Origin of the sequence: Paenibacillus sp. BT-177 (genome assembly GCF_025846815.2) — a bacterium.
GTDB classification, from domain to species: domain Bacteria; phylum Bacillota; class Bacilli; order Paenibacillales; family Paenibacillaceae; genus Paenibacillus; species Paenibacillus polymyxa_C.
The window spans coordinates 24,596-48,247 of record NZ_JAOYTP010000013.1; the positions used below are offsets into that span (position 1 = coordinate 24,596).

General features: G+C 48.5%; 19 protein-coding genes. All 19 read left to right on the forward strand.

What is annotated here, in order from left to right:
• Nucleotides 1–123 precede the first annotated feature (123 nt).
• Nucleotides 124–3,651 carry a transcription-repair coupling factor gene (gene mfd, locus OIU26_RS23690; protein WP_264218224.1) on the forward strand — a complete coding sequence of 1,176 codons (3,528 nt, stop codon included), beginning with the start codon at nucleotides 124–126 and terminating at the stop codon, nucleotides 3,649–3,651.
• A complete protein-coding gene (locus OIU26_RS23695; protein WP_264218225.1) occupies nucleotides 3,635–4,753 on the forward strand; it encodes a peptidylprolyl isomerase in 1,119 nt (372 codons plus the stop codon). The genes mfd and OIU26_RS23695 overlap by 17 nt, the downstream gene beginning before the upstream one ends.
• A 167-nt stretch (nucleotides 4,754–4,920) precedes the next feature.
• Nucleotides 4,921–5,463 (forward strand): stage V sporulation protein T, encoded by a 543-nt coding sequence (gene spoVT / locus OIU26_RS23700; protein WP_013368681.1) that lies wholly within the window; start codon nucleotides 4,921–4,923, stop codon nucleotides 5,461–5,463.
• A gap of 140 nt (nucleotides 5,464–5,603) precedes the next feature.
• Nucleotides 5,604–7,262 carry a polysaccharide biosynthesis protein gene (locus OIU26_RS23705; protein WP_264218226.1) on the forward strand — a complete coding sequence of 553 codons (1,659 nt, stop codon included), beginning with the start codon at nucleotides 5,604–5,606 and terminating at the stop codon, nucleotides 7,260–7,262.
• 163 nt (nucleotides 7,263–7,425) lie between these two features.
• Complete coding sequence (gene mazG / locus OIU26_RS23710; RefSeq protein ID WP_102163412.1) at nucleotides 7,426–8,925, forward strand: nucleoside triphosphate pyrophosphohydrolase; 1,500 nt, start codon at nucleotides 7,426–7,428, stop codon at nucleotides 8,923–8,925.
• A gap of 335 nt (nucleotides 8,926–9,260) precedes the next feature.
• Complete coding sequence (locus tag OIU26_RS23715) at nucleotides 9,261–9,533, forward strand: HU family DNA-binding protein (protein ID WP_007428028.1); 273 nt, start codon at nucleotides 9,261–9,263, stop codon at nucleotides 9,531–9,533.
• On the forward strand, nucleotides 9,533–9,811 hold the full coding sequence (locus OIU26_RS23720; RefSeq protein ID WP_014599342.1) for an RNA-binding S4 domain-containing protein: 279 nt from the start codon (nucleotides 9,533–9,535) through the stop codon (nucleotides 9,809–9,811). The genes OIU26_RS23715 and OIU26_RS23720 overlap by 1 nt, the downstream gene beginning before the upstream one ends.
• A gap of 179 nt (nucleotides 9,812–9,990) precedes the next feature.
• Entirely contained in the window at nucleotides 9,991–10,275 is a 285-nt protein-coding gene (gene yabP, locus OIU26_RS23725) for a sporulation protein YabP (protein WP_013368685.1), read from the forward strand.
• Complete coding sequence (gene yabQ, locus OIU26_RS23730; protein WP_016818912.1) at nucleotides 10,272–10,850, forward strand: spore cortex biosynthesis protein YabQ; 579 nt, start codon at nucleotides 10,272–10,274, stop codon at nucleotides 10,848–10,850. Before yabP ends, yabQ begins: the two co-directional genes overlap by 4 nt.
• Before the next feature lie 4 nt (nucleotides 10,851–10,854).
• On the forward strand, nucleotides 10,855–11,184 hold the full coding sequence (locus OIU26_RS23735; protein WP_264218227.1) for an FtsB family cell division protein: 330 nt from the start codon (nucleotides 10,855–10,857) through the stop codon (nucleotides 11,182–11,184).
• 123 nt (nucleotides 11,185–11,307) lie between these two features.
• Complete coding sequence (locus OIU26_RS23740; RefSeq protein WP_264218228.1) at nucleotides 11,308–11,823, forward strand: S1 domain-containing RNA-binding protein; 516 nt, start codon at nucleotides 11,308–11,310, stop codon at nucleotides 11,821–11,823.
• A gap of 505 nt (nucleotides 11,824–12,328) precedes the next feature.
• Nucleotides 12,329–14,836, forward strand: coding sequence for a stage II sporulation protein E (gene spoIIE, locus OIU26_RS23745; protein WP_264218229.1), 2,508 nt, complete (start codon nucleotides 12,329–12,331; stop codon nucleotides 14,834–14,836).
• A gap of 126 nt (nucleotides 14,837–14,962) precedes the next feature.
• Nucleotides 14,963–15,712: a vWA domain-containing protein gene (locus OIU26_RS23750; RefSeq protein WP_013368690.1), complete on the forward strand. Its 750-nt coding sequence runs from the start codon at nucleotides 14,963–14,965 to the stop codon at nucleotides 15,710–15,712.
• Nucleotides 15,696–16,634 (forward strand): protein kinase domain-containing protein, encoded by a 939-nt coding sequence (locus OIU26_RS23755; protein WP_013368691.1) that lies wholly within the window; start codon nucleotides 15,696–15,698, stop codon nucleotides 16,632–16,634. The genes OIU26_RS23750 and OIU26_RS23755 overlap by 17 nt, the downstream gene beginning before the upstream one ends.
• A 66-nt stretch (nucleotides 16,635–16,700) precedes the next feature.
• Nucleotides 16,701–18,149 (forward strand): tRNA lysidine(34) synthetase TilS, encoded by a 1,449-nt coding sequence (tilS, locus tag OIU26_RS23760; RefSeq protein ID WP_264218230.1) that lies wholly within the window; start codon nucleotides 16,701–16,703, stop codon nucleotides 18,147–18,149.
• A gap of 47 nt (nucleotides 18,150–18,196) precedes the next feature.
• Complete coding sequence (gene hpt / locus OIU26_RS23765; protein WP_013368693.1) at nucleotides 18,197–18,736, forward strand: hypoxanthine phosphoribosyltransferase; 540 nt, start codon at nucleotides 18,197–18,199, stop codon at nucleotides 18,734–18,736.
• Nucleotides 18,737–18,833: 97 nt separating this feature from the next.
• A complete protein-coding gene (gene ftsH / locus OIU26_RS23770) occupies nucleotides 18,834–20,873 on the forward strand; it encodes an ATP-dependent zinc metalloprotease FtsH (RefSeq protein WP_013368694.1) in 2,040 nt (679 codons plus the stop codon).
• Between the two features lie 280 nt (nucleotides 20,874–21,153).
• Complete coding sequence (gene nadB / locus OIU26_RS23775) at nucleotides 21,154–22,767, forward strand: L-aspartate oxidase (RefSeq protein WP_264218242.1); 1,614 nt, start codon at nucleotides 21,154–21,156, stop codon at nucleotides 22,765–22,767.
• Nucleotides 22,757–23,647 (forward strand): carboxylating nicotinate-nucleotide diphosphorylase, encoded by an 891-nt coding sequence (gene nadC, locus OIU26_RS23780; RefSeq protein ID WP_264218231.1) that lies wholly within the window; start codon nucleotides 22,757–22,759, stop codon nucleotides 23,645–23,647. Before nadB ends, nadC begins: the two co-directional genes overlap by 11 nt.
• The last annotated feature ends 5 nt before the right edge of the window (nucleotides 23,648–23,652 follow it).

The window sequence follows — 23,652 nt, forward strand, 5'->3', positions numbered from 1 at the left end:
CTGGTCTGATGTACCAGCTTGAGAGGTGAAGCGGTAGTTCCGCTTATGGAGCCTTGGCAGCATTGCTGAGGCTTCTTTTTCGGTTTACATGTAACTATTTATAAGCATAAAGGGGTGCCTTTTTTGTTACAAGCACTTATTCAGGCTTTTACGAAGGATGCTGATTATGCATCCATTGCGGCAGGTATATCCTCAGGCATGAAGGAACAGCTGATATCAGGCTTGTCAGGCTCTTCAAGACAGGTACTGATGGCCGCACTTGCTGAAGATACTGGACGACCGTTAATGGTCATGACGCACAATATGTTTGCCGCTCAAAAAATAGCAGATGATTTGCAGGAAGCGCTTTCTCCTGATCAGGTTTTATTGTATCCAGCCAACGAGTTGGTAGCTGCTGAAGCTGCCATATCCAGTCCAGAGACATTATCCCAACGAATTGATGTATTGATACGATGCGCCCAGGGTTTTCGTGGGGTTGTTGTCGTGCCGTTTTCTGGGGTCCGGCGTCTACTACCAATCCCGGAAACATGGCGTGAGGCTCGTGTTGAACTGAAAGAGGGAGAAACGATTCAGCTGGAAGCATTTTTGCTGCATATGGTTGAGATGGGATATCAGCGTGTAGAGCGTGTTGAATCCCGCGGGGAGATGAGTGTACGCGGGGGAATTGTTGATTTTTATCCAATGACCACCCGTTGGGGCTATCGTGTGGAGTTGTTTGACGATGAAATTGACTCCATCCGTATGTTTGATCCGCAAGATCAGCGTTCGGTGGAAAAGGTACAGGAAGTTACTGTAACGCCATGTAAGGAAGTTATTGCAAGCCACCAGCGTATGGATCAAGCTGCCGATGCCGCTGCTCTGTTGTTGGAGGAACAGCTGGACAAAATGACAGATCGTCAGGCTAAGCAGCATCTGAAAGAGGAAATTCATCGTGAAATTGAGCTGCTGCGGGAGCATGTGTATTTTGACGAAATCTATAAATATATCTCCCTGCTGTATCCTGAACGTAAAACCTTGGCAGATTATATGCCGGCAGATACGATTCTAATCATTGATGAACCAGCACGGATGCTAGAAACAGCCAGGCAGCTAGAGCGGGATGAGTCTGAATGGAATTTGCATTTGCTTCAAAACGGTAAAACTCTACCGCAACTGGAGCTATCGGATAACTCGGATAATCTGCTGTATAATCGGAGATTTCAAACCCTGTTCCTGTCGATCTTCCTTCGCCAGGTTCCGCATACGCAGCCGCAAAATATTTTGAACTTCATTTGCCGGGGCATGCAGGATTTCCACGGTCAAATGAATGTACTCAAGGCAGAGATGGATCGTTGGCGCAAGGCAGGCACACAGGTTATGATGCTGGCGAGTGGAGATGAACGTCTGGATCGGATGCGGCGAGTGCTTCAAGACTACGGTATTGATGAGCCGACTATGGCGATTGGTAATCTGCAAAGCGGTTTTGAGATGCCGTCTATTCATCTGGCGGTGATTACCGAGGGTGAGATGTTCTCCCAGAAGCAGCGGAAAGCACGTAAGCAGGGCCGACATGTAGACAATGCAGAGCGGATTAAGAGCTATAGCGAGCTGAAGGTGGGCGACTATGTCGTACACCAAAATCACGGGATCGGGAAGTATATGGGAATCGGTACGCTGGAGGTTGGCGGTATCCATAAAGATTACATGCATATCCTCTATGCAGGCGGAGATAAGCTGTCTGTACCGATTGAACAAATTGATCTGATTCAGAAGTATGTGGGCTCAGAGGACAAGGAGCCCAAAATTTACAAACTGGGCGGCAATGAGTGGACACGTGTTAAAAGTAAGGTGCGCAGCTCGGTTCAGGACATCGCAGATGACTTGATCAAGCTATATGCGGAAAGACAGTCAGCACCAGGCTTTGCTTTTGAAAAGGATTCGCCGGAGCAACAGGAATTTGAGGATATGTTCCCGTATGATGAGACACGTGACCAGGTTCGGGCTATTGAAGAAATTAAGAAGGACATGGAGCAGAGTCGTCCAATGGATCGTTTGCTGTGCGGTGACGTAGGCTACGGCAAGACTGAGGTGGCTATTCGTGCTGCTTTTAAGTCTGCTATTGAGGGCAAACAAGTGGCTGTGCTGGTACCGACGACGATTTTGGCGCAACAGCACTATGAGACATTCCGTGAGCGCTTTTCTGGGTATCCGTTCAATATTCAGGTATTGAGCCGTTTCCGCTCGCGCAAAGAGCAGAATGAGACGACCAAGGGAGTTCGACAAGGTACGGTTGATATTGTCATTGGTACTCACCGTCTACTTTCACAGGATCTGGTGTTTAAAGATCTGGGGCTGCTTATTGTCGATGAGGAGCAACGTTTTGGTGTCACGCACAAAGAAAAGCTGAAAAAACTGAAAACGAATGTAGACGTATTGACGCTAACGGCTACACCTATTCCGCGTACACTGCATATGTCCATGCTGGGTGTACGTGATTTGTCAGTCATTGAGACGCCACCGGAAAATCGTTTTCCAGTGCAAACTTATGTCGTTGAGCATAGCCAGACTCTAGTTCGTGAGGCCATTGAACGCGAGATGGCACGCGGAGGGCAGGTTTATTACCTGTATAATCGCGTGCAGGGTATTCAGGAGATGGCTGCCGAGATCAATGCACTTGTCCCAGACGCCAAGGTGGGCGTAGGCCACGGACAGATGTCTGAAACGGAACTGGAGAAAACCATTTTGGATTTCCTGGATGGTGAATATGATGTACTCGTTAGCACGAGCATTATCGAAACCGGTGTGGATATTCCCAATGTGAATACACTCATTGTGCATGATGCCGATAAAATGGGGCTCTCCCAGCTTTATCAGCTGCGTGGGCGTGTAGGTCGTTCCAACCGGATTGCCTATGCTTATTTCACGTACCAGCGAGATAAGGTGCTTACAGAGGTAGCGGAGAAGCGACTTCAGTCTATCAAAGAATTTACGGAGTTGGGTTCCGGGTTCAAGATTGCAATGCGTGATTTGTCCATCCGCGGAGCGGGTAACTTACTTGGCGCCGAGCAGCACGGATTCATCGCATCCGTCGGTTTTGATCTTTACTCACAAATGCTGGCTGAGGAAATCAATAAACGTAAAGTCAGTGTGCTTGGAGAAGAGGATCAATCCAACCGGAATTGGAGTACATCGATTGATTTGAGCGTCGATGCTTACCTGCCGGGAGACTATATTTATGACAGCATTCAGAAGATTGAGATTTATAAAAAGGTTGCGGCAGTCAGTACCTTTGACGAGGCTTCCGAGCTGGAGGATGAGTTGGTCGACCGGTTTGGCGATCTGCCAGAGGCAGTGCGTCATTTGCTGGCCGTGGCCCGTCTCAAGGTGTATGGACGGATGTATGGCATCGAGTCCATTGTTCAACGGGATGACAATATGGTGTTGAAATTTCACGAGGGGCGTCAGCAGGCGCTGCAGACTGCCAAACTTGCCGAGATTGGCAATCGCTTTGAAAGACGTGTACAATTTGAACAGGGTACTTCTATGAGCGTACGCATAAAGGGTAAAGGTCTAAATGATGCACAACTGCTAGAACTGCTGGAGCAATTTTTGAGTGCATTGAAAGAAGCATTCACATTGAAGGAGGAACTGCAAAATGTCACAACTAAATAAAAGAAAACCTTGGAGAATGCTCTCCTTGGGCATGGCAGCGTTGCTAGCTATATCGGTGCTCGCAGCATGTACGAAGCAAGCGGATGAGAATAAGGTCAAGGATGAGCCGAAAGACAACAGCAAGGTTGTCGTGACCTATAAGGGTGGAACGATTACCGAAAATGAGTTCAACCAAGAAATCAGCATGATGAAATTTCTGTACCCAGAGTATGAGGCTGCTTTAGCTTCTGATCAGGTACGTGAGCAAATTGTAAAGCAGGAAGTAGTGTACAAGCTTTTGGCAGCCAAAGCGGACGACAAAGCCAAGGAAGAGGGCGCCAAACAAGGAAACGAGCAGTTGGAGCAGTATAAAAAGTCGGTCGGAGAAGATAAGTTTAAGACATTTCTAAGTGATCAGAAGCTGACCGAACAAGGTGTGAAAGATTACTTCACGCGTGTAATGACGGTAATCAACAGCGAAACCAATAAAGTAACGGATGATCAGCTGAAACAGGAATTTGAAAAAAATAAAGATCAGTTCACGACAGCAACTGTACGTCATGTATTGATTAATTTTGAAGATCCAAAAACAAAGAAACAGCGTACAAAAGAGGCTACTCTCAAGCTGGCCAAAGAGGTAAAGACAAAATTGGATGGTGGAGCGGATTTTGCAACGATTGCTAAGAAGTATTCGGAAGACCCAGGTTCCGCATCTAATGGCGGGCTGTATGAGAATGCATCTGTAGCGCAATGGGTACCTGCTTTTAAAGAGGCTGCCGAGACTCAACCAATTAACAAAATTGGTGAACCCGTGGAAACAGAATACGGATATCACGTGATCAAAGTGGAGTCCCGCAATGAGCCGACATTTGATAAATTGAAGGACAACGAAAAGGCTGCCCTGAAAAATAAACTAGCTGGGGAAAGTATCCAAAACTTTACCGAAAATGATTTGACGAAGCTTGATTTGAAAATCAATCTGCCGAAGGCACCTGCTACGCAAGAGAAAAGTGGTGCAACGTCCGGTGCGGGCAGCACAACTACGCCGAGCGGAACAACAAGCGGTACGGGCGATAGCAAAGCTGGAACAGCTAAAGATGGAGCTGCAAACGAAGGTAAATAACTGAACATGCATAAGGAATTGGGAACAGATGAATACTATGGTCAGATATCACCATAAACACCATGACCGCGACGTTCTTCGTGACCGCTTCTGGGGGAGTGGAAGCGTCTTTCGATACCGTCAGTAGTTTACTAAATTCTTCTTGAGAAAGTGGGGCAACATGTGAAATGAAAGCTACTGGTATAGTTCGCCGTATTGATGATCTTGGGCGGGTAGTTATTCCAAAGGAGATTCGCCGCACCTTGAGAATTCGTGAAGGAGATCCGCTTGAAATTTTTGTGGATCGTGACGGAGAAGTCATTTTGAAAAAGTATTCACCTATTGGTGAACTTGGTGATTTCGCCAAAGAGTATGCTGAGTCCCTGTTTGAAAGCACTGGCCATATTACGATGATTACCGATCGTGACACCATTATTACGGTGGCTGGAGGCTCAAAAAAAGAGTTTCTGGACAAGCAAATCGGTAGCATTATTGAAGGTAGCATGGATAATCGCAAGACTGTGCTGGAGACAGCCAGCGGCTCTTACGAGCTGACGCGAGACCACGAAGAAACACTCTCGTCCTTTGTGACGGCTCCCATTGTTTCGGGTGGTGATCCCATTGGTTCTGTTATATTGTTGAACAAGGATGAAAATGTAAAAATGTCCGAAATGGAGGTCAAGATGGCTGAAACAGCCGCTGGCTTCCTGGGCAAACAAATGGAACAGTAACACCCCGTTTCACCCCTGTATGACGTACAGAACGGACAAAGCCGTTCAACGTTGTACAGGGATTTTTTTCTTTCCGGGAGAAGAGACGGTATAATAGGACTCGTAAAAACGCTTATTCCAGGTGGGAGTGAAGACGGAGAATGCAGGAAAATCGCGCCGCTTCGCGGCTGCTACGAGGCGCTGTCATTTTGACACTGGCAGCTGTAGCAAGCAAGCTGATCGGCACATTGCAAAAAATCCCGCTGCAAAATATTGGCGGCGATGGCGTGTTTGGCATTTATAATACGGTTTATCCTTTTTATACGCTGTTCATTACCATTGCAGCTGCTGGATTCCCGGCGGCTGTATCCAAATTTGTAGCTGAGTATGAGGCTGTGGGAAATCAGGCAGCGGGGCAACGTGTTGCCCGGCTATCTTCGCTTGTATTGGGCATATTCGGATTGTTTCTGGGGCTGCTGATGTATACGTGTGCGCCACTAATCGGCCAGTGGATCGACAATGCTCACGTCATTCCATCGGTGAGGGCGGCGGCGATTGCCTTCTTGTTCGTGCCGATTATGGCGGGACTGAGGGGCTATTTTCAAGGCTTGCAAAATATGATTCCGACGGCTGTCTCCCAAGTGACGGAGCAGGCGATAAGGGTAAGCGTGATGATCATATTGTTGCTGTTCATGCTGTCACAAGGAGCAGGGGCGGATATGATTGCCGCCGGAGCAGTGTTTGGTTCAGCAGCAGGCGGAGCAGCGGGCCTGGTGATCATGCTGCTGTATTGGCGAGGCCACAGAAAGAGACTTAGACGGCAAGAGACGGTCATGACAACAGTGCAGGCACAGACTGGTGAGCTTCACCCAGCGGAAAGCAGTGGTGCTTTGCTAAAGGCACTGCTGCGTTATGCTCTGCCTGTTTGCCTTGGAGCGCTAGCTGTTCCGTTAATAAACCTGGTAGATACATTTACCGTCCCTCGCCTGTTAAAGCAGGAGGGCTTGGATGATACGGCGGTTATGGTGGCCTTCGGCGTGTATAACCGGGGGCTTCCGCTAGTACAGCTGGTCATGATGTTTGCCACCACATTGTCGGCATTGTTCATACCCTCGCTGGCTGAGGCACGGGTGACCGGAGGTACGGAGCTGGCACGTCGTCAGTGCGAGCAATCGCTGCGCTGGTTTTGGCTGCTGGGACTAGCCGCTGCGACAGGTCTGATCGTGCTGGCCGTGCCCGTCAATGTGATGCTGTATGCAGACGACACGGGCAGCACGGTTATGCGCTGGATGGCGCTGACCGCCGTAGGCGGCACGCTCAGCATCATCTCGGCTGCGCTGTTGCAAGGGCTTGGCGCGGTTCGTGCGCCAGCCCTGGCTATGCTCACGGCCGCTGCGGCCAAGGCGCTGCTAAACTGGCTGCTCGTGCCGCAGCTCGGCACGGCGGGCGCCGCCATTGCGGGGGCTGTCGCCTATCTGCTGGCGGCTGTGATCAACATCGCGCTGCTGGCCCGCTTGGTGGGGCTGCGCGGGAGCTGGTCCGCCAGTGTGCTCAAACCGGCAGCATTGCTTGTCGCCTTGGCTGGTGCAGCCGGAGCGGCGATGTGGGGCACCGGTGCTGTGCTGGGTGCCTTGGGATGGGCTGCCGGAGGTCGTGCCACGGCAGCGGCGGAGAGCCTGCTGGGAGTAGCAGCAGGCGCCGTGGTGTTCGTGATCGGCCTCGCACGCTTGAGGTTGATCACGGAAGCCGAGCTTGTGGCAGTGCCCAAGCTCGGACGCCCGCTGGCAGCTGTGCTGCGCAGACTGCGCGTACTGGCTTAGCCCGGGGTTATACGGCTTGCCGCGTGAAAGCTGCACAAGCCATTTTATGAGCCTATACCACTTTGTGGTATAGTAAATGCCAAAGCAAAGGAAGCGGAAGCTGGGCTGTGCCGGGTGTTTTTTCGGAGCATGAATCCTGCTTTTGCGGAACGGAGGATTGGATATGAGCGTAACATTAACGATCGTAGGTCTGGGCTCGGGAGATCCCGATCAGCTTACGATAGGGATATTGAACAAAATGCGGGGCGCTTCAGCGCTCTATCTGCGAACCAAGGAACATCCGGCGGTTCGAGTGCTGGATGAGTTTGAGGTGGCTTTTGAGTCGTTTGATGCGGTATATGAGACAAAGGATTCTTTTCCAGAGGTATATGAGGAAATTACCAGTCAACTGATGGAAAAGGCTGCTAAGGCGGCAGACGGGAGCGAAATCGTCTATGCAGTTCCCGGTCACCCGATGGTGGCGGAAGCAGCGGTGCAGTTGCTCAAGGAGCGTTGTCCTGCGCAAGGGATTGAACTAAACATCTTGGGTGGAGAAAGTTTTCTGGATGAGGCTTTTGTGCGTCTTGGTTTTGATCCAATTGAGGGTTTTCAGCTGTTAGATGCAGGTACACTGGATGCCAGCTGGCTCCAGCCCCAGTTGCATACGCTGATCGGACAGGTATATGACACCTTTACGGCTTCCGATGTGAAGCTATGTTTGATGGAGCGGTATCCTGACGATTATGAGGTGTATGTCGGCCACGCGCTTGGGGTAGAAGGTGAGGAGGCGGTCCACAAGGTGCCGCTATACGAGCTGGATCGAGTAGAGGGCTACGGCAACCTATCCTTGGTATACATACCTCGCAGTGAAGATGAGGCCCTGAAACGGCGTTCTTTTGACCGTCTACATGAGATTGTCGATATTTTGCGCAGTCCGGAAGGCTGTCCATGGGATCGTGAACAGACACATCAATCAATCCGCAAAAATCTGATCGAGGAAACGTATGAGGTCATTGAAACCATAGATGAGGATGATCCTGAGCATATGAAGGAAGAGCTTGGCGATCTGTTGTTGCAAATTTTGCTGCATGCCCAAATGGAGGAGGAAGTCGGAACCTTCAATGTGTATGATGTGATCCAGGGACTGAACGATAAGCTTATTTTCCGTCATCCGCATGTATTCGGTGACAATCAAGCCAATGATGCGGAAGAGGCGCTGCAAAACTGGGAACAGATGAAGGCAGAGGAAAAACGGCTAAAAGGTACGGCGGCAGCCAATCCTTCCGTACTGGATGGGGTTCCCCGTGATCTGCCTGCTCTTATGAAATCGTACAAGCTCCAGAAGAAGGCAGCTAAAGTAGGCTTTAACTGGGATAGCATTGAAGGCGTATTTGATAAATTGGACGAAGAAGTGGCTGAGTTGAAGGAAGCGGTTCGTGAAGGGCATTCCATGGAAGCTCAGTTGCTGGAGTTGGGGGATGTTCTATTTGTTGCCGTGAATGCGGCCCGGTTCATGGACGTAGATCCGGAGGAGGCGCTGTCAGCCACTAATCGCAAATTTGTAAGCCGCTTCCAGTATATTGAGCAGAAACTACGCGAGCAGGGGCGTCGTCCTGAGGACAGCAGTGTAGATGAAATGGAGACCTACTGGCAGGAAGCGAAAAAGCTCCTTGACAGAGATTGATTCCATAGATTTGATCTTTGGCTGTATTGGACAGTAAAATGAGTCATATGCAGGGTTGAAAATACGCCCGGCTTGAGCAGACTTGCCAATGGGCAGAGTTTTGTAGTAGGATGTTGGCTTAACTGGGGTCGAATAAAAAAACGCCTGTCATTGCAGGATTTTTAAGGACAAGCCAGAATAACTTGTAGTAATTCTGAAAATAACTGTAGCTAATAGTTGAACATGTTACAGTGGTATTCAGGAAGGGCTTCGGCCACAGTTGGACCTCACGTATGCTCCATTTAAGGACATGTAGCGTGATGATTATTTTTTGACATTTAGGAGGCTTTTATCTTATGAACAAGACAGATCTGATCAACAATATTTCCAGCAAAAGCGGTTTGAGCAAACGTGACGTTGAAGCTGTATTGAATGGCGTTCTTGGTGAAATTACAGATGCACTTGCTAGTGGTGACAAAGTACAACTGATCGGCTTTGGTACTTTCGAAACGCGCAAACGTTCCAGCCGTACAGGTCGCAATCCACAAACCGGCAACACGATTGAAATTCCAGAATCGACCGTTCCTGCTTTTAAAGCTGGTAATAAGCTTAAAGAAGCCGTTAACTAATGCGTCTTGATAAATTCTTGAAAGTCTCGCGGCTGATTAAGCGTCGTACAGTAGCTAAGGACGTCTCTGAACAAGGGAGAGTCGTGGTGAATGGACGCGAAGCCAAGCCGAGCAGTGCGGTCAAAGTGGGCGATGAAATTACCGTCCAATTTGGCCAGAAGCTGGTGACCGTGCGAGTGGAACGGCTCGCCGACACTACACGCAAGGACGAGGCTGCAAGTATGTACACTTTGGTAAAGGAAGAGCCTATTGCCAGGGACAACGGTTTGAACTGGTAAGCAGACATCTGATTTTCTCATAACGTTGTACATAGAAGCATTCCTTCATATTTTATGAAGGAATGCTTTTTTCTTTTGGATAATGAGCTTTCGTCTAATATATGCTCGTGAATAGCCAATGCGGTTCTAAATCATGCCCACCCCTTCATAAGCTAAGAACAGAAGGAGGGGTACATGCCATGATTGAACAAGGGAAGTCCAAGCACCATGATCTGCGCATGCAAAGCCGCAAGCAGCTCGACATTTCAGGCGTCAGCAATGTGGAGAGCTTTGACAGTGAAGAGTTTTTGCTTCAGACCGAGCTGGGCCATCTCACCATTCGCGGACAACATTTACATATCAAAAACCTCAGTCTGGAAGAGGGGCTGCTGTCCATTGAAGGTCTGATTACTTCCCTCGTCTACCTAGAGCCTGGGGCCCCGGCCAAAAACGGAAAAAGCCTATTCGGCAAGCTCTTCAAATGAACCCTTACACACAATGGCTGACATTGACGTGGATGCTATTGTCGGGCATAGCGATGGGAGTGGTATTTGACAGCTACCGGGTGCTGTCAATCCGCTTTCATTTTGCCCGTTGGAGTGTTCATATGTTGGACGTGCTGTATTGGGTGGCCTCGGCTTTGTTTATTTTCCGTGTGCTATACGCGAGTAATCGCGGTGAGCTGCGGTTTTATGTCTTTTTAGGACTACTTTTGGGGGTTTGGCTCTATTTTTGGGCCTTTAGTGTTACAACCCAACGTTTTGTGGTAATGTTAATAGAGATCGTTCGCAGACTGACGTTGATCGTGAACAGCATACTGCGCATCCTGATTGTTCTTCCGGTGTTAGCGCTGTATCGGCTGTTACGCAAGCTGGTCGGATGGACATGGGCACTTATTGTGTTCCTAGGAAGGATGCTGATATACATCCTGATGCCGGTTTGGAAGCCGATTCTTTGGTTGATCCGTCCGCTTATAGCGCGCTGGAAGACGCCAGATCCGCTCATAAAGCTAGGTATCAGACTGAAAAATACAGCAAAAAGATGGTTTGGAAGGGGGTAGTATCATGCGTAATTCGTCTGTAGATCGCCATTCATCTCCTACGTCCAAGTCCAATGCGGGCGGGCGCAGGCGAATCATGATTTGGTTGCTATCGCTTGCCGCCTTTGGTAGTTGGGCCATATTCACCTTTTTTTCTCAAGGTATGATCATGGCCGATCGAAATGAACAGCTCACCCAGAAGGAAAAACAGAAGCAAGCTGCTACACAAACGGAACAACAGCTTCAAACCGAAGTGAATCGTCTCAAGGACCCTGAGTACATTGGAGAAATTGCTAGAAGCAAGTACGGTCTTTACAAACCGGAAGAGACGCCAATCATCGGAGATCAAAAATAGAAGTATTATCGGGCCAATGCTTAGTTGACCTTGGTTCCGCCATTTTGTATAATCAAATCACCACAGCGGGATTTTTTTGCAAAAAAATCGGTTGTATATTTTAAGGGAGGATCATTTTATTCTATGGCAATTGAAGTGGGCACCAAGTTAGAGGGCAAAGTGACAGGCATCACGCATTTTGGAGCATTTGTGGATTTGTCTGGAGGTGTCACGGGTCTCGTTCACATCTCGGAAATCGCCGATAATTATGTTAAGGATGTTAACGACCACCTGAAGATTAATGATGTTGTGACGGTGAAAGTCATTAATGTTGACAAAGATGGCAAAATCGGACTTTCCATTAAGCAAACGATTGATAAGCCGGCAAGTGAAGCCCGTCCCCCAAGAGCTCCAAGACCGGAGCGTACAGGAGGATCAGGCGGAGGAGACCGTTTTGGCGGCGGAGGTTCAGGTCCAAGTCAGGGACGCGGTGGTGGTTTCAACCGCGATCGTGGAGGCCGTTCTTTCAAGCCTGCACCGGGTAAACCTTCATTTGAGGATAAAATGTCACGCTTCCTGAAAGATAGTGAGGAACGCATTTCGTCGCTGAAAAAGAACACCGAAGGTAAACGCGGAGGACGCGGCGCGAAGCGTGTTTAATTCACTTTGACAACCGTATCAACCATACACGGAAAACCGTACAGTCGAAAGACTGCTACGGTTTTTTTGCGTTCTACCGACAAGAGATGCGACAAGCCGTGGCTACGGGCAATACATTTGGGTGGGGTTGTACGGGCACATTTTTAAGATTAGTAGTTTTATGAAGAAGAGAAGAAGCATCTACTGAAATGTTGGATGTTTTTTTTGTCGTGTGGACATAATCGTCCGACAAACTCCAACGGTTTTCCGTCTATCTTCTGTGCAAATCGCTAGATTTGGTTTCAGGATGACTGACATAGAGAGGTCGTCCAAAGCGTAGAGAGAGACAACTTCCATCTGCTTCCATACGGGCGCAGCTTGATGTACAGGGGGATGCTCTGTCCTTTCGCGCGGCACGTTTTTTTGTCGGAAATTTCTTGGAATAAGACGTGAGGTTCTGACAAACTTTCTCAATCGTTCCGGTTTAAGATGGGAACATCAAATTGATGAATGGGGTGCCTGACGCATGATGGAGAAATGGAACGTGGTACATTTTCCGGGGTTAAAATCTAGAAAGTCCAAATCCAAAGAGCGTACGGAAGGTTGGCCTTCCAGACTCAAGAAACGGCTCGATTCACATAAAATGGTGCAATGGGTAACCGCGCAAAGATGGATGCTGCTATTGTCAGCTATGGGAGTTTTATTGGGACGCGCCACTATTTTGGACGAGCTTTCTCCTTTTGCCCTCGCTTATTTTGCGGTCATTACGTTCCTTCGGCGTGATCTGATGCTGCCTGTAGCTGTATCCGTTGTGCTAGGCAGCCTGTTAGCTCCTTACCCATCATTATTCATGATTGGTGGTGAGTTAATCGTATTTTATCTCTTGTATCGCGGGTTACGCACCTTCGATCGTCTGGAATTATCCTATGCCCCACTTATGGTCTTCTTGTCTGTGTTTATGGTCAATTTATTTAACGCCGTGATGGCTCCGGCTTTTACATGGTATGAGCTTGTCATTGTGGGAACGGATGCGGTACTCAGTTTTATGCTTACATTGGTGTTCACACAGGCCATACCGCTGTTTACGTACCGCAAGAAGGCAAGCCAGCTCAAAAATGAAGAAATTTTGTGTCTTATTATTCTATTAGCCTCTGTGATGACGGGAGCAGTAGGATGGACCGTTCATTCACTGTCTGTCGATCATGTACTTTCACGATATTTGGTCTTGGTGTTTGCTTTGGTGGGAGGTGCTTCCCTGGGTGCTTCGGTCGGTGTGATTACCGGTTTAATTTTGAGCCTGGCCAATATGTCTGCAATTGTGCAGATGAGTCTACTTGCTTTTGCAGGTTTGCTGGCAGGGATGCTGCGTGAAGGGAGGAAAGGTGCAGTGGCCCTTGGTATGCTGTTGGGATCTTCCATTTTGACGATCTATCTGGATGGGACTGGAGACGTGCTGACATCAACCTGGGAGAGCTGCGCGGCAATCCTATTATTTTTAATGACTCCAAAAAGTTTCTTTAAAGCGGTTTCTACCTATGTCCCGGGTACGCAGGATCACGCCAAGTCACAGCATGAATATGCCAAAAGGGTTCGTGATCTCACTGCCGAGCGGGTAACGAAATTCTCCCGTGTATTTAGCCAGCTGTCCCGCAGTTTCCATCAGATATCTGCGAGTGAGGGAGCAAAACCGGACGGAGAAATCGAACACTTTATGAATGCGGTGGCGGAAGGAACATGTGCCTCTTGCTTTAAGTGCGAGCAGTGCTGGGACGGCAAGTTTATGCAAACCCATCAGTATATGACAGAAATGATGAGTGCCATTGAGGATAATCCTGATTTGGAGCCGGAGCAGATGCCGCCGCAATGGAGCAAGGCATGTGCCAAAACGGGCGCTGTCCTGCAGGTTATGAAACAGCAGTATAGTCTCTACCAGCATAATATGCAGTGGAAGCGCCAAGTATACGATAGTCGTCAGCTTGTTGCTGACCAACTCTCAGGTGTATCGCAAATTATGGAGGATTTAGCGCGGGAAATTCAGCGGGAAGGGCAGACCATGCATCGGCAGGAAGAGCAAATCCGAGAGGCTCTTGATAGGCTGGGCTTGTCCATCCAATCAATCGAAATTATTAGCCTGGATGCAGGCCAGGTTGAAATTGAGATTGTCCACGCCTATACAAGGGGATTTGATGAATGTCGGAAAATTATTGCTCCACTGCTGTCGGACATACTAGACGAGCATATAGCTGTCATGCGCGAAACGGAGGCAGATCGCCGCCAAGGCTTGGCTACAGTCATGTTCGGCTCTGCCAAAACATATGAGATTGCTACAGGAGTAGCTAGTGCCGCCAAAGGAGGCGATTTCTTCTCAGGAGACAGCTACAGCATGATGGAGCTAGGGAATGGGACTTTCGCAGTCTCTTTAAGCGATGGTATGGGGAACGGAGAGCGTGCGCAGCAAGAGAGCAGTGCAGCACTTAACATTTTGGAAGAACTACTGCAATCGGGTATGGACGAAAAATTGGCGATCAAGTCGGTTAACTCTGTGCTGATGCTCCGATCACCTGAGGAAATGTATGCTACGGTGGATATGGCGCTGATTGATCAGTATACGGCCCGGACAACCTTTATGAAGATTGGATCTACACCGAGCTTTATTAAAAGAGGAGAGGAGGTCATTCCCGTATCTGCCAGCAATTTACCGATTGGCATTATACAGGATATCGAAGTTGATTTGGTTTCGCTGCAACTCCAGCCGGGGGATATTCTCATTATGATTACAGACGGTATATACGATTCACCGGGTTATGCAGTCAATAAAGAGATATGGATGAAACGCATGATTCAGGAAATTGAAAGTGAAGATCCACAGCAATTGGCTGACTGTTTGCTAGAACGGGTTATTCGATACCAACAAAATCAAATCTATGATGATATGACTGTAGTTGTTAGTAAAATAGATCATTTTCACCCAGAGTGGGCAACTCTCCATGTACCCGGCATGAGGTGGTTAGAACGTCCACGGACGGTGAGCTAGACTGACATTGCCCGGGAAATTCCTTATACATTTTTAAAAATCCGCATCCTTCGTTTGAATCGTTCCGGATTAGGCAAAGATAGAATCTATCGGAATAGATTAAGAGGAAGCGGAGGTCAAAAAGCGATGAAGCAAATTTTGATCATTACAGATGGATGCTCTAACGTAGGTGTTAGCCCAGTTATGGCGGCTGCCCAAGCTTTACGGGAGGGAATTACAGTGAACGTCGCTGGAGTCATAGACTACGGAACCATCGGCGAGCTTGGGAGCGCAGAAATTCAGGAAATTGCTAAAGCAGGGGGAGGGTTTAGCCAAATCGTCGGTACGAAGCAGTTGGCGCAAACCATGCAGATGATGACGCGCAAAACAGTGGTTCAAACGATTCAGCAGGCGGTTAATAGAGAGTTAACGCACATTTTGGGTGAGGGCGGTGCCCGGCATATCGGTGAACTGCCTCCGGCCAAACGAGCCCAGGTAGTTGAGGTAATGGATGAATTGACAGAAACTAGCCCTCTGGAAATTGCTTTACTCATTGATGCAAGTGCAAGCATGAAGCCTAAGCTGCCTGCTGTAGAGGACAGTATCCGCGATTTGCTGCTCAGCTTACAGTCTAGAAGCGGACTCAGCCGTATATCTGTATTTCATTTCCCGGGCGGACGAATGGGAGAAGACGCAGTCATGGATATCGGGTGGACCTCTGAGCTTGACCAGATCAAATCGATATTCGGACGCTTGCGGATGAAAGGAGCGACACCGACAGGACCGGCCATTTTACAAGTGATTGATTATTACCGATATGTTACACTAGGGGAACAGAAAGATCTGGAAGAATCCTATAGCAAAGGAGAAGGGATGCTCGGTGACTACGTCGTCTGATCCCGTTCTTGCACCCGGAACGGTCATCAAGGGCAAGTGGAAGCGGAGTAGCTATGTCATCCAGCGCTTGCTGGGCCGGGGAGCGAACGGAACTGTATATTTGGTAAAAGAAGCACAGGCCGATCGGCAATTTGCTCTCAAAATGGGAAAGAACACGCTTGATCTGCAATCGGAGATTAATGTGCTGACCACATTACAGTCTCAAGGGACTCAGGCTGCCCTCCAGCGCAATGGAAATCCTTCCTTCTTGTTTGAGGTGGATGATGTAGTGTTACGTAGTGGGGAGATCCCCTTTTATGTTATGCGATACGTCAAAGGAGATCCGCTTCATAAATTTGTGGCAGCCAAAGGGTCTGAGTGGTATGGTGTGGCTGGAACCGGCATACTGAATCGTCTGGCCGATCTCCATCAGGCAGGATGGGTGTTTGGCGACCTGAAGCCTCAAAATATATTGGTCAATGCCTATGGAGAGGCTGAGTTGATTGATTATGGCGGGGTGTCCCTTGCAGGTCGGAGTGTTAAACAATTTACAGAATGGTACGACAGGGGATTCTGGAATGCTGGTAGCCGAAATGCTGATCCCCAGTATGACCTGTTTGCCTTTGCTCTTCTAACGATTCATATATTAGAGAGCGAATCGTTAAAGGCAGCTGCGAGCAGGCTACCACAGCTACGTAATACGGCAGAATTGACAGTCATCATTCGTCGCAGCCGTATATTGCGCCCCTACGCCGAATGGCTGCTGGGTGCAGTGCGTGGAGAATATTCCGATACTCGTGCAGCGGCCCGAGCTTGGTCGCGTCTGGCTTCCGCACATGTCAGGCAATCATCTGTCAAAAGGGGAAATCCACGCTGGCTGGGATATGCTTTTACGGTATCGCTTTTGCTGCTTGCCGGAGCGCTCTGGATTGCGTTAAGGTAGCAGCATGACTTACATAAGATAACAGAGGATCATCATTTTTACGGTCGGGAGAAAAGAGGGTCGTAAATGGGAACAACAAAACCGACCGGTGTTGTACAGGAAGTACTCGCTTTGGCGCGAGAACATTCACTGTGGAGCCCCGGAGACTGCATTGTGGTTGCTGTATCCGGTGGACCGGATTCGGTGGCCCTTTTGCACATTTTACATGAAATATCCGTTATACATATGCCATTACAACTCGTCTGCGCTCATGTTCATCATGGCTTCAGGCCAGAGGAATCGGATGCGGAGGCTGAAGAGGTACACAATATTGCCCGAAAGCTCAAGCTTCCATTTGAAATGATTCGGATGGATGCACCGGCTTATATGAAGGAGAGCGGTAAGGGTCCACAGGAAGCCGCCCGTGAGCTACGGTACAGCTTTCTACATGATACGGCTACGAAGTGGGAGGCACAGCATATTGCTATGGCTCACCATGGCGATGATCAAGCGGAAACAGTTCTCTTGCACTTGCTGCGCGGTAGCGGACCGGCGGGTTTGGCGGGTATGCGTTTGGCACGCAATGAAAAAAATGTGCAACTCATTCGCCCGCTACTTCGTATGTACAAGGCTGACTTGATTGCGTATTGCAACTTTTATGGTCTTTCCTATGTGACAGACAGCACTAATTTATCGTCTAAATACCGTCGTAATGCTATCCGCATGGATGTGCTCCCTTTTTTGGGGCAATATAATGAGCAACTGACACCGTCCCTGAATCGGCTGGCCGAAACGATGGCTGACGAAAATGATTTTATGGAGGCAGCTACACTGTCAGCATATGAGAAAATGGTGCACTTCAATAATGGCAGGTACATGTTTTCCATCGCTTCATATCGTAAGCTATCCGTTGCTTTACAACGGAGGTTGATTAAACTAATATTAAATTATCTGCCTTCGGGCAGTGAAAATTTTGATTTTCGTAAAATTGAGACCGTTCGACTAAGACTTCTCCAAGAGACATCTTCTACGTGGAGCTTGGACTTGGGCGGCGGTGCGGTTGGAGTCCGCGAATATGACCAGGCGGTTTTGTTTGACCGTACGCAAGTCGTTATGGGTGAATGGAGCTATGGACTGAGCGTATTGCCTATTTCCGGTGAGCTGGAGTTGCCTGAAGCGGGTGGTATACTCCGGTGGCGAAGAGCTTCCTATTGGGATGGACACCATCCGGCGAATGAGGAAGAAGCATGGTTCGACGCAGACGAATTGACTTTGCCGTTGACTGTACGTTCGCGATTACCTGGAGATACCATGTATGTAATGGGATTAAACGGAAGAAAAAAGGTTAAAGATATTTTTATTGATGAAAAAATACCTCCTTTAATGCGTTCCGTTATTCCTATCGTCTGCGACCACTCTGGAGTTGTTCTCTGGATTCCGGGCGTACGACGTTCTGTACATGCTGCGGTGCAAAAGCACACGTCTTCGGTTATATATATGTCATGGCAAAGACGAGAGAGTCCGGGGCACCAGTAATTGCGCAGGAACGGCTTTCATAGTATAAACTTAGGAGGTTTACACCGTTGCAAAATGATATTCAGGAAGTATTGATCAGTGAAGAAGAGATTCAGAGTAAAATCAAGGAATTGGGCGCACAGCTTAGCGTGAAATATGAAGGAAAAAATCCATTGGTGATTTGCGTGCTGAAGGGTGCGTTTATCTTTATGGCGGATTTGGTTAAATCCATTACAGTGCCGTTGGAACTTGATTTCATGGCTGTATCTAGTTATGGAGTATCCACCAAATCATCAGGCGTTGTTAAAATCATCAAAGATTTGGACGCTTCAGTGGAAGGACGCGATGTTCTGATTGTCGAAGATATTATCGACAGTGGTCTGACGCTGACACATTTGATTGAATTGCTTAAGAATCGTAATGCCAATTCGGTATGTGTCGTAACTTTGTTCGACAAGCCTGCACGCCGGACCGTTAATCTTGAAGCTGATTACACCGGATTTACACTTCCGGATGCGTTTGTTGTCGGCTATGGTCTGGACTATGCCGAGCATTACCGGAACCTCCCATACATAGGGATTTTGAAGCCGGAAATCTACACCAGCTAATCTCAGCCTCCAGTCCTAGGACTAAATAGGGTCCTTTGTTGAGAAGGGCTTACAGGCTATGGTAAAATAACTTAAGTGTCTCGAGAGGAGGTAGGGGATGAATCGGTTCATCCGGAATTCTGGTTTTTATTTGATTCTTTTTTTAGTTGTGGTGGGTATCGTTCAGTTTGTTAGCAACAGTAACGAAGCCTCCGATCTCCCTAGATATGACCAATTACGGCAAGAGGTTAAAGCTAATAACATCTCTAAAGTAACGGTCCAATTTGACGGTTACGCCTATCTTGTAACCGGTGCATATAAGAAGCAGCCGGCTAATGCTAAATCAACCAATTTTTCCGTATACGTTCCGCCAACGGATCAAGCACTAAGTGAACTGGTGAATGCCAGCGAAACGAACGGGTTTGAATACGTGCAGAAGAAAATGGAAGGCGAAAGCATTTGGCTGACATTTTTGACTTCTATCATTCCTTTGGTGATCATGTTCCTGTTGTTCTTCTTCCTGTTTAATCAGGCACAGGGCGGTGGCGGCAAAGTAATGAACTTCGGCAAGAGCAAAGCCCGTCTGTATAACGAAGAGAAGAAGAAAGTTACCTTCGAAGACGTAGCAGGGGCTGACGAAGAGAAACAGGAGCTTGTCGAAGTCGTAGAATTCTTGAAGGACCCACGCAAGTTCGCAGCTGTGGGTGCTCGTATTCCAAAAGGGGTTCTGTTAGTGGGCCCTCCAGGTACGGGTAAAACACTCTTGGCGAGAGCTGTTGCAGGCGAGGCCGGAGTGCCATTTTTCAGCATCTCGGGTTCTGATTTTGTAGAAATGTTCGTCGGGGTCGGTGCTTCCCGTGTTCGTGACTTGTTCGAGAATGCGAAGAAGAACGCACCTTGTATCATTTTCATTGATGAAATTGATGCCGTTGGACGTCAACGTGGCGCCGGATTGGGTGGCGGACATGATGAACGTGAGCAAACGCTCAACCAATTGCTCGTAGAGATGGATGGATTCGGCGCAAACGAAGGCATCATTATCGTTGCTGCTACTAACCGTCCGGATATTCTAGATCCGGCCTTGCTTCGTCCAGGTCGGTTTGACCGTCAAATTACGGTTGACCGTCCAGATGTTAAAGGCCGCGAAGCAGTATTGCATGTACATGCACGCAACAAACCATTAACGAAGGATGTTAAATTGGACGTCATTGCGAAACGTACAACAGGCTTTACGGGCGCTGATCTGGAAAACCTGTTGAACGAAGCTGCCTTGCTGGCGGCTCGTCGCAATCGCAGAGATATTTCGATGCGAGAAGTAGATGAAGCGATCGACCGCGTTATCGTAGGTACTGAAAAACGCAGCCGCGTAATCAGTGACCGCGAGAAACGAATTGTTGCTTATCATGAAGCAGGGCATACGATTATCGGTTACTTCCTAGAGAATGCCGATATGGTTCACAAGGTAACTATTATTCCACGTGGACGTGCAGGCGGATATGTCATCATGCTTCCGAAGGAAGACCGCATGCTGACAACCAAGCAGGAATTGCTGGACAAAATCACTGGATTGCTGGGTGGACGTGTTTCCGAGGAGCTGTTTATTGGTGAGATCGGAACAGGGGCTTATAGTGACTTCCAGCAAGCGACAAGCATTGCGCGTAGTATGATCGTAGAATACGGTATGAGTGAGAAGCTCGGCCCGATGCAGTTTGGAACTTCCCAAGGTCAAGTATTCCTTGGACGCGATATCGGTCATGAGCAGAACTACAGTGATCAGATCGCTTATCAGATTGACCAGGAGATGAATCGCTTCATCACTGACTCTTATGAGCGTGCTAGAGAACTCTTGACGAAGTATTCCAAAGAGGTTCATTTGATCGCTCAAACATTGCTGGAAGAAGAAACTCTGGAACTTGAACAAATCAAACGTTTGATCGAGACAGGTTCTTTGGACGGCAATACGAATGAGGGAGAAGGAACACCAGAAAACGGTGAACCTGTGATCGATAATATCGGAGATGTTCGTGTACGTATTCAAGGTAAGGATGACGAACCTAAGAATACAACGGATCAACCAAACGATATCCCTAATCTGAAAAAGCCAGAGGATGATAACAATTCAGGGAATTCCGGTGGTACTCCACCGACAACAACCTGATCATCTGATGGATAGTTGAATAAGCATATATGTAAGCTTCGGGGAACCAGATCCTACTGGTTTTCCGGAGCTTTTTTAAATATGGAAGATTATTGCTAACGTGATTTGACAGACAAAGGAACGTTGTGTACATTTATTGTTAAATAAACGGCTGTCGCCTTCTTAGCTTAAAAGGCCAACAGTCGTTGCAATCGACTTACTATCATTTTGAACATATTCCGTGAGCGCATACTGTACAATCTATGGTGTGCGCTATTCTTCTGTGAAATCAGGTGAAGGCATGATTCCAAGATATCTAGTTGATTTTGATGTAGCGGAATTGACCCAATACGAAGCCGACGTCTTGATTATCGGCTCCGGCATTGCGGGCTTATACACGGCGATTAAGGCTGCGGAGAATCGGAAAGTGTTGCTGATTACCAAGAAAACTTTAATGGAAAGCAACACACGTTATGCTCAAGGCGGCATTGCTGCTGTCACATCGGACGAGGATACACCAGCTTATCACATGCAAGATACTCTGATTGCTGGTGCAAGTCTGTGTGAACCCGAGGCGGTCAGAACGCTTGTTCATGAAGGCCCAGACGGCATTAAAGAGTTAATACGATTGGGGACAGCCTTTGACCGTGTGGATGGTGAGCTAGCGCTGACTCGAGAAGGGGCGCATAGTCATCGTCGCATTTTGCATGCAAATGGAGATGCCACCGGTTATGAAATCGTGCGTGCCTTATCACAGCAGGTTGCTGCCCATCCCGGTATCGAGGTGTGGGAAGAGTGTATGGTCATTGACCTGCTGACTGAGCATGGTGAGTGTATTGGAGCCCTCGTCCAAATGCCAGATGGAGAAAGGTCGTATATCACTGCCAATGCAACCATTTTGTGTTCAGGAGGTAGCGGGCAATTATACCGTTATACGACTAACCCGGATATCGCAACTGGGGACGGTATTGCTATGGCATATCGTGCTGGGGCGGTTGTACGGGATATGGAGTTCGTACAGTTTCATCCTACGGCATTGTGCCATCCGGGCGCTCCAAGGTTTCTAATTTCTGAAGCAGTACGGGGAGAAGGTGCCGTATTACGCAACATTCATGGAGAACGCTTCATGGACAAGTATGATTCCCGGCAGGAGCTTGCACCCAGAGATATCGTAGCTCGTGCGATCATCCATGAGATGGAACGCACCCAGGCTACGTTTGTATACCTGGATATTACACACGAGCCGCCTGAGCGGGTAAAGCAACGCTTTCCAACGATTTATCGGACGTGTCTGTCATATGGTTTGGATATGACGACAGGCTGGATTCCTATTGCTCCTGCTGCCCATTATATGATGGGTGGTGTCCAGACTAATCTATACGGGGAAAGCTCCATTAAACGGTTGTTCGCCTGTGGTGAGACCTCTTCCACTGGTGTTCACGGCGCTAATCGTCTGGCGAGCAATTCGTTATCTGAAGCTATTGTGTTCGCCAGCAGGATTATCGAGCGGCTGCATTCATTGCCACCGCTGGTTGGTCATACTTTGATATCTTACAATGATAACCGTGCAGAATTTCAGGCTTCATCCGTCGCGGAACAGCGGTATAAGCTGCAAGAAACGATGGTTCATTATGCTGGAGTTCGTCGGCATAGTGAAGGGCTGCAAGCAGCTTTAGAAGAGCTGCGCGGGCTAGTGACTGCTTTTCAGGCTGTGATCACCAGTCGGGAAGAGATCGAATTCGCCAATTTGCTCACCTGTGCTTTATTAGTAGCCGATGGTGCGTTGCTGCGTGAGGAGAGTCGAGGGGCACACTATCGTGAGGACTTCCCTGAGACAGATGATCGCAAGTGGCGAAAGCATGTTCAGCAGCGACGTGAGCAAGGCATAACGGAGGAGAGCGTTCATGACATCTAACAGCGAGCTTTATGGAGAGTTTAGCGGATATCAGGAAGAACTGACGGCACAAATTCGCAGCTGGCTGCGAGAAGATACAGGTTCTGGCGATGTGACCACACGTTGGACGATTGAGCCGGGCCACCAATCCAAGGCTGTCATTCATGCCAAGGAGAGCGGTGTGATTGCGGGTTTACCTGTGGCGGAAATTGTATTTCGAGTAGTGGACCCTTCCTTGTCGTTCGCTCCGTTGGTGACCGATGGTCAGTGGATTGAAAAGGGGAGCGTTTTGGCAGAAGTGAGTGGAAGTACTCATGCGATTTTGACCGGGGAGCGATTGGCGTTAAATTTACTCCAGCGGATGTCCGGTATTGCAACGCGGACGCGAACTTTTATAGATCAATTGCACAGACTTTCCACGCGCTTGGTGGACACACGTAAAACAACACCAGGGCATCGACTGTTGGAGAAGTATGCTGTGCGTGTAGGTGGCGGCTCGAATCATCGCTTTGGTCTATACGATGCTGTTATGATTAAGGATAATCATATTAAGGGCGCGGGTGGGATTGCACAGGCGGTGAGCCGAGCGCGCGCGCACATACCGCATACAATGACGATTGAAGTAGAGACGGAAAACATGACGCAAGTCCGGGAAGCCCTGGAGGCTGGGGCGGATATTATTATGCTGGATAACATGTCCGTCCCAGATATGAAGGAAGCCGTTCGATTCATTCGTGAACAGGCCCCACACGTCAAAACAGAAGCCTCAGGCAATGTATCGCTGGATACAGTGCGTGAGATGGCTGAGAGCGGCGTAGATGTGATTTCTGTAGGCAGGCTGACATACTCTTTTCATAATCTGGATATCAGCCTTGACCTTAACGCTAAGAAAGATAGGTGACACCC

Excerpts from the sequence above, each read along its gene's own strand:
- OIU26_RS23695 (WP_264218225.1), top strand. The coding sequence starts at position 3,635 with ATGTCACAACTAAATAAAAGAAAACCTTGGAGAATGCTCTCCTTGGGC.
- spoVT (WP_013368681.1), top strand. The coding sequence starts at position 4,921 with ATGAAAGCTACTGGTATAGTTCGCCGTATTGATGATCTTGGGCGGGTA.
- OIU26_RS23705 (WP_264218226.1), top strand. The coding sequence starts at position 5,604 with ATGCAGGAAAATCGCGCCGCTTCGCGGCTGCTACGAGGCGCTGTCATT.
- mazG (WP_102163412.1), top strand. The coding sequence starts at position 7,426 with ATGAGCGTAACATTAACGATCGTAGGTCTGGGCTCGGGAGATCCCGAT.
- OIU26_RS23715 (WP_007428028.1), top strand. The coding sequence starts at position 9,261 with ATGAACAAGACAGATCTGATCAACAATATTTCCAGCAAAAGCGGTTTG.
- OIU26_RS23720 (WP_014599342.1), top strand. The coding sequence starts at position 9,533 with ATGCGTCTTGATAAATTCTTGAAAGTCTCGCGGCTGATTAAGCGTCGT.
- yabP (WP_013368685.1), top strand. The coding sequence starts at position 9,991 with ATGATTGAACAAGGGAAGTCCAAGCACCATGATCTGCGCATGCAAAGC.
- yabQ (WP_016818912.1), top strand. The coding sequence starts at position 10,272 with ATGAACCCTTACACACAATGGCTGACATTGACGTGGATGCTATTGTCG.
- OIU26_RS23735 (WP_264218227.1), top strand. The coding sequence starts at position 10,855 with ATGCGTAATTCGTCTGTAGATCGCCATTCATCTCCTACGTCCAAGTCC.
- OIU26_RS23740 (WP_264218228.1), top strand. The coding sequence starts at position 11,308 with ATGGCAATTGAAGTGGGCACCAAGTTAGAGGGCAAAGTGACAGGCATC.
- spoIIE (WP_264218229.1), top strand. The coding sequence starts at position 12,329 with ATGATGGAGAAATGGAACGTGGTACATTTTCCGGGGTTAAAATCTAGA.
- OIU26_RS23750 (WP_013368690.1), top strand. The coding sequence starts at position 14,963 with ATGAAGCAAATTTTGATCATTACAGATGGATGCTCTAACGTAGGTGTT.
- tilS (WP_264218230.1), top strand. The coding sequence starts at position 16,701 with ATGGGAACAACAAAACCGACCGGTGTTGTACAGGAAGTACTCGCTTTG.
- ftsH (WP_013368694.1), top strand. The coding sequence starts at position 18,834 with ATGAATCGGTTCATCCGGAATTCTGGTTTTTATTTGATTCTTTTTTTA.
- nadB (WP_264218242.1), top strand. The coding sequence starts at position 21,154 with ATGATTCCAAGATATCTAGTTGATTTTGATGTAGCGGAATTGACCCAA.
- nadC (WP_264218231.1), top strand. The coding sequence starts at position 22,757 with ATGACATCTAACAGCGAGCTTTATGGAGAGTTTAGCGGATATCAGGAA.